Here is a 6,169-nt window from a genome sequence, read left to right on the forward strand (position 1 = left end):
GTCGGCGCAGGCTCGCGTAGTCGACGAGGTTCTCAGCGCCCCGGCGGTGGGTCGGGTGCACACGCTCCACGTCCCGCGCCCTCGTCGCGCGGCCGGGTGCGAGATCGCCCAGGATGGAGTCGAGTTCACTCGTCAGATCGGAGTACACCCACCCAGTGTCGTCCCCGGCGGGTCGACCGAGCGGGCCGGAACCGAGGTGGAACGGCGAATTCACCTGCCGGACACCCCGTGGGGGTGACGGACCGCCTCTCAGGCTGTAGGGTTCTGCGCAGTAGTTGAAAACGTACGTTGTATTTCTGTAGATCCACCGTTCTTGAGAGAGAACGATGCGGCACCGCAGGGAAACACACAGCACGCTCTCTGCTGCATCATCTGGTATCCCGACAAGCGGGGTACCGACTCTCGAAAGGACGCCACTATGGCTACCGGTACCGTGAAGTGGTTCAACGCCGACAAGGGCTTCGGCTTCATCGCCCCCGACGACGGCTCCGCCGACGTCTTCGCGCACTTCTCCGCCATCAACGGCTCGGGCTACCGCTCGCTCGAGGAGAACCAGCAGGTCTCCTTCGACGTCGCGCAGGGCGCCAAGGGCCTGCAGGCGGAGAACATCACCCCGATGTGAGCTGACGTCAGAGCGATCTGACGCCGCATCGACGAGAAGGGCCCTGCCCGGGATCACTCCCGGGCAGGGCCCTTCCGCATGTCCCCTTCCGCATGCCTCTGAGCACCGGCGGCCTCACAGTCCCAGAGAACGGGCGGCCTCAGATCGGGCAGGCCACTCCGCTGCGGACGTGGCAGTCGTATCCACCGGGGTTCTTGATCAGGTACTGCTGGTGGTAGTCCTCGGCGTAGGCGAACTCGCCGGACCGGACTTCACTGAGCAACCCGAATTCGGTGGTCAGAGGGCCGTACCCCGCGGCGTCGAGTTCCTTCTGATAGGCGGCCGCCACACGCCGGGCCGTGTCCAGCTGAGCGGTCGTGGTGGTGAACACGGCAGATCGGTACTGCGTTCCCCGGTCGTTGCCCTGCCTCATGCCCTGGGTGGGGTCGTGCCATTCGAAGAACGTGGCGAGGAGCCGCTCGACGGGCAGGACCTCGGGATCGAACACCACGAGAACCGCCTCGGTGTGCCCCGTCGCGCCCGTGCAGGTCTCCTCGTAGGTGGGATTGGGCGTCCATCCGCCCGCGTACCCGACCGCGGTGGTCCACACCCCGTCGAGCTGCCAGAGGATCTTCTCCGCCCCCCAGAAGCACCCCATCCCCAGCACGATCGACTCGTGCCCGTCGGGGAACGGGGGCACCATCGGGTTGCCGGTGACGATGTTGGTCGGCGCCACCGCGACCGGGTCGGGCCTGCCCGGCAGTGCCGAGTCGGCGTCGATCACCTCGGTCGCGGTCCGCATCGTCGAGTGTCGTATCGCGTCCTGTAACCAGCCCATGCAGCCAGGGTAACCCCGGGGGAGAGATGTGATCCGGACGTGATGTGACGAATACCATAGTCCGCGCTAGGGTGGGCGGAGGATCGACCAGTGGGGAGCTCGACGTGACCGCTTCAAAGCCCGCCGCACAGCAGCTGCGCGACATCCTCGACCGTGGTTCCTCCCAGCCCTTCGAGGGGTCGGGGTCCAGTGACCACGTCAGTCACCGGAACATCGCCGTGACGGTGGTGACCGCCGCGCTACTGCTCCTCGCGCTCGTCGCGATCGTCGCTCTCTGAGCCGCGGCCCCACCACAACCCTTCACGCACCACCCTGACCAGGAGCGGGGCCCATGGTGCACACTCATCCTCTCGGAGAACCGCCACGGTCCGCAGCTCCGTCGGCGTCAGCCAGCGCGCCTCGGCGATCTCCGCCCGGGGCTCCACAGGCAGGTCGGTCTCCACGGTGAACACCTCGGAGACCAATCTGAACCCGGGCTCGTTCGCCGCCGCGGTGTCGAAGCGTCCGAGCGGGGTCAGCCGTTCCGGAGCGAGAGGCACGCCCAGTTCCTCGTCGAGCTCGCGGACCGCGCAGTCCAGCGGGGCCTCACCCGGCTCCCACTTCCCCCCGGGGAGCATGAATCGGTCCGTGCCCTTCTTGCGCACGGTCACCACCGACCCGTCCGGACGCCTCACCACCACCGCGGAGACGGAGATGACGCGGAGAGAGGTCGAATCTTGATGATCCACGCCCTCGATCATGGCAGGCAGGGCGGGCGATCGCCCGACAGCTCCGCTGGTGGGCGACACCACCGGTGCGCGATCACTATGGTGGGAACCGGACGTCGTGACGGGCACCATGGGCCGGACCCAGGCGCGGCCCGTCACCCAACTGAGAGGACTCACCGCTATGGCCGAGTACGTTCTTCCCGACCTCGCCTATGACTACGGCGCGCTGGAGCCGCACATCTCCGCCGAGATCATGGAGCTCCACCACTCCAAGCACCACGCCACCTACGTCAAGGGCGCCAACGACGCGCTCGAGCAGTTAGCCGCGGCGCGCGAGGACGGCACCATCTCCACCAAGGCCCCGCTGCTCAGCAAGAATCTCGCCTTCCACCTCGGCGGCCACACCAACCACTCGGTGTTCTGGCAGAACATGTCGCCCGACGGTGGCGACAAGCCCGAGGGCGAGCTGGCCTCCGCCATCGACGCCGAGTTCGGGTCCTTCGACAAGTTCCAGGCCCACTTCAACGCCGCCGCCACCACCCTGCAGGGTTCCGGCTGGGCGGTCCTGGGATGGGACCACATCGGCCAGCGCCTGATCATCCAGCAGCTGACCGACCAGCAGGGCAACATCTCGATCAACATGACCCCGCTGCTCATGCTGGACATGTGGGAGCACGCCTTCTACCTCCAGTACAAGAACGTCAAGCCGGACTACGTCAAGGCCTGGTGGAACGTCGTGAACTGGGCGGACGTCGCGGAGCGCTACGCCGCCGCCAAGAGCTGACCACACGACCCGAGTGACGGGCCTCCGCGCAGGGCGCGGGGGCCCGTTCCCGTTCATCCCGACCGGGTTTCCGGTCAAGTGTCCAGTTGGGTAGCCTGACTGCACCAGAGGTGACCGACGTCACCTGCACCGCGGACCCGGGAGCCCGATGTCGATGTCACACCACGTCACCACGCGCCACGGCGTCGGGCGCCGCACCGTCCTCGGCGCGGCGGCAGCCCTCGGGGGGGTCACCGCCTTGCGCTCCGTCCTCCCCGCGGTCGCCTCCGCGCAGTCCACCCGGATGTACGTGGGCCGGGGCATCGGCGACATGACCGGGGAGTCCCTGGGGGCGGGGATGAACGGCTACGCCGACACCGAGCAGCACTCCGTGGGGCTTCACCTGCGTCAGCGGGCCCGGGCGTTCGTCTTCGCCGACTCCCCGTCGTCACCCAGGTTCCTCCACGTCACCGCCGAGATCGGGCTGGTCTTCCAGTCCATCCAGCAGGAGGTCCTCCGACGCCTCGCCGCCGAGTTCGGCGACGCCTACCACGAGGGAAATGTGGTCATCACGGCCACGCACACCCATTCCGCCCCCGGCGGGACGTCCGGTCACCCCATGGTCGACCTCTCGATGCTCGGCTTCCGGCCCGTCACCTTCGACGCCAACTGCGCCGGGATCGTCGACGCGGTCCGCATGGCGCATCACGACCTCGCGCCGTCGGACGTCGGGGTCACGACGGGCCACTTGCACGACGCCGGCGTCAACCGCTCCCGCGGGTCGTTCGACCGGGACCCCGCCGAGGAGCGTGCCCACTTCCCCACCGGAATCGACCCCCGGTCGCAGTCCCTGCAGGTCACCCGGGGCGGGAACCTGGTCGGGGTGATCAACTGGTTCGCCTCGCACGCGACCTCCATGACCACGTCCAACAGGCTCTCCTCGTCGGACAACAAGGGATACGCAGCCTGGTTCTGGGAGCGCGAGGCCGCGGGCCAGGACTATCTGGCCGGCGGAACCCCGGCCCTGGTGACCGCGTTCGCCCAGACGAACCCCGGCGACGTGAGTCCCAACCTCGACCTCCAGCCCGGGCGGGGGCCGACTCCGGACGAGTGGCTCAACACCCGTATCAACGGCGAACGACAGTTCGCCGCCGCACGCGACCAGGTGGGCCGGGACGTCCGCCCGCTCGGGGGTGGCATCGACGTCCGTCACCGCTGGGTCGACATGTCGATGGTCGAGGTGCGGCCGGAGTTCACCGGCGACGGCCGCACCCACCGAACCGCCGTCGCAGCGCTCGGCGCGGCGTTCGCCGCGGGCAGCCAGGAGGACGGAGGGGGCGCCGAGGAACTGCCCTTCACCGAAGGGGACCGGGGTGGGAACCCCGCGGTCAGAGCCATCTCCGAGGTCGTGATCCCCGCCTGGTTACGAGAGGCGCACGGCGCGAAGGACATACTCCTGCCCGTGGGCCTGGTGCCGCACGCCATCCAGCGCGTCTATCCGTTCCACCTCGTCCGACTGGGTGGGCACTACCTGTTCAGCCTGGGTTTCGAGCCGACCGTCGTGGCTGGCCTACGCCTGCGTCGGACACTGGCCGCCGAGCTCGCCGTCCCCGAGGACCACGTCACCGTGCAGGGGTACTCCAACGCCTACGGGCACTACGTCACGACCCCGGAGGAGTACTCGGCCCAGAACTACGAGGGCGGCGCCACCGCCTTCGGACCGTGGACACTGCCCGCCATCCAGCAGATCGCCGCCGACCTCGCTCGGTCGATGCGGGCCGGGGCGCCGCTGGACCCGGGAACCCCCGAGCGGGACCTCACCGGACAGATCCCCGTCTCCCCGCTGGGCAACCCGCTCGTCGACACCCCGGCGCCGCTGCGGAACTTCGGGGACGTGCTGGACCCTCCCCTGCCCGACTATCGGACGGGTCAGCGGGTCACGGTGCGGTTCTGCGGTACGAACCCCAACTCCGACCTTCGACGGGGTGAGACCTACCTCGCCGTGGAGCGCCGGGACGGCGGTCGGTGGATCCGGGTCCACGACGACGGCGACTGGTCCACCATGATCGTGTTCGAGGGGCTGCTCACGGTGACCAACGCCCTCATCACCTGGGACATCCCGCCGGGCACCCCGGCCGGTGAGTACCGGGTGGTGTACACCGCCTCGGGCCGCGGCCTCGACGGTCGACTGTTCCCCGTGCGGGGGGAGAGCCCGGCCTTCGACGTGCGCTGAACACGGTTCTGGAACACTGGGCCGGTAAGTGCTTGCACCTCCTAGTGCTCGCCTCCTAGAGAGAAAGGACATCGCCCGTGGACATCAAGGGTGCTTCCGTCATCGTCACCGGCGCCGCCTCCGGTCTGGGCAACGCCACCGCTCGTTCGTTCGCCGAGAAGGGGGCGATCGTCTTCGGCCTCGACCTGCAGCAGTCCATCGACAAGGCCGTCGAGCAGGGCATCGATGAGGGGATCACGCTCCTCGCCGCCGATGTCACCAGCGAGGACGACGTCAAGGCCGCCATCGCCAAGGCCACCGAGGCCGCCCCTCTGCGCGTGGTGGTCAACTGCGCGGGCATCGCCCCGGCCGCCCGCATCGTGTCCAAGAAGGGCGTGCACCCCCTGGACCTGTTCCAGACCTGCATCTCGGTGAACCTGGTCGGCACGTTCAACGTGCTGCGTCTCGCCGCCGAGGCGATGTCCACCCAGGACACGGTCGACTCCGACGGCCAGCGCGGCGTCATCATCAACACCGCCTCCGTGGCCGCTTACGAGGGCCAGGTGGGCCAGATCGCCTACGCCGCGTCCAAGGGCGGCGTGTACTCGATGGGCATCTGTGCGGCCCGCGACCTCGCCCAGTTCGGTATCCGCGTCAACACCATCGCCCCGGGCACGATCGAGACCCCGATGCTGCGGGGCCTGACCGAGGAGTTCCAGAAGACCCTCGAGGCCTCGATCCCGTTCCCCTCGCGTCTCGGACGCCCGTCGGACTACGCCCAGCTGGCGAACGCGATCGTCGAGCAGGACTACCTCAACGGCGAGAGCTTCCGCATGGACGGCGCGCTGCGCATGGCGCCGCGCTGATCCGGGGCTCCGCGGTGATCTGACCGTGGAATCGACGACTGAGGCCCGCCCCCCTGGTCAGGGAGCGGGCCTCAGCGCCGTTCTGTGGACGTCGCGCGTCGGAGCCGATCCGTCAGCCGCGACCGTTCGGGGTGTCCGGGCCCGGAGCCTGGGGAGCGGGTGCCGGGGCGGCCTGCTCGGGC

The 6,169-nt window shown here is 68.9% G+C and carries 7 protein-coding genes; 5 read left to right on the plus strand and 2 right to left on the minus strand.

The features are described from left to right. Positions 1–418 precede the first annotated feature (418 nt). Entirely contained in the window at positions 419–622 is a 204-nt protein-coding gene (locus G6026_RS06890) for a cold-shock protein (RefSeq protein WP_017837502.1), read from the plus strand. 139 nt (positions 623–761) lie between these two features. On the opposite strand, the gene msrA is transcribed toward G6026_RS06890, so the two are convergent. Further along, positions 762–1,439: a peptide-methionine (S)-S-oxide reductase MsrA gene (gene msrA, locus G6026_RS06895; protein WP_107755443.1), complete on the minus strand. Its 678-nt coding sequence runs from the start codon at positions 1,437–1,439 to the stop codon at positions 762–764. 104 nt (positions 1,440–1,543) lie between these two features. Here msrA and G6026_RS06900 point away from each other — a divergent pair, with 104 nt between their 5' ends. After that, positions 1,544–1,717: a hypothetical protein gene (locus G6026_RS06900; protein WP_156607051.1), complete on the plus strand. Its 174-nt coding sequence runs from the start codon at positions 1,544–1,546 to the stop codon at positions 1,715–1,717. Here the strand turns inward: G6026_RS06900 and G6026_RS06905 are convergent. Beyond that, a complete protein-coding gene (locus G6026_RS06905) occupies positions 1,679–2,179 on the minus strand; it encodes an NUDIX domain-containing protein (RefSeq protein ID WP_107755441.1) in 501 nt (166 codons plus the stop codon). The two genes, G6026_RS06900 and G6026_RS06905, sit on opposite strands and share 39 nt — an antisense overlap. A gap of 148 nt (positions 2,180–2,327) precedes the next feature. On the opposite strand from G6026_RS06905, the gene G6026_RS06910 reads away from it, so the two are divergent. From G6026_RS06910 to G6026_RS06920, 3 genes are all read left to right on the plus strand, one after another. Further along, entirely contained in the window at positions 2,328–2,930 is a 603-nt protein-coding gene (locus tag G6026_RS06910) for a superoxide dismutase (RefSeq protein ID WP_031265000.1), read from the plus strand. A 154-nt stretch (positions 2,931–3,084) separates the two neighbouring features. Continuing rightward, complete coding sequence (locus G6026_RS06915; RefSeq protein WP_241726025.1) at positions 3,085–5,142, plus strand: neutral/alkaline non-lysosomal ceramidase N-terminal domain-containing protein; 2,058 nt, start codon at positions 3,085–3,087, stop codon at positions 5,140–5,142. Positions 5,143–5,219: 77 nt separating this feature from the next. Then, the gene (locus G6026_RS06920; RefSeq protein WP_107755440.1) at positions 5,220–5,987 is read left to right on the plus strand and encodes an SDR family NAD(P)-dependent oxidoreductase; all 768 of its coding nucleotides are present in this window, start codon (positions 5,220–5,222) and stop codon (positions 5,985–5,987) included. The last annotated feature ends 182 nt before the right edge of the window (positions 5,988–6,169 follow it).

The sequence above is a fragment of the Dietzia sp. DQ11-38-2 genome (genome assembly GCF_014145055.1).
Lineage (GTDB): Bacteria > Actinomycetota > Actinomycetes > Mycobacteriales > Mycobacteriaceae > Dietzia.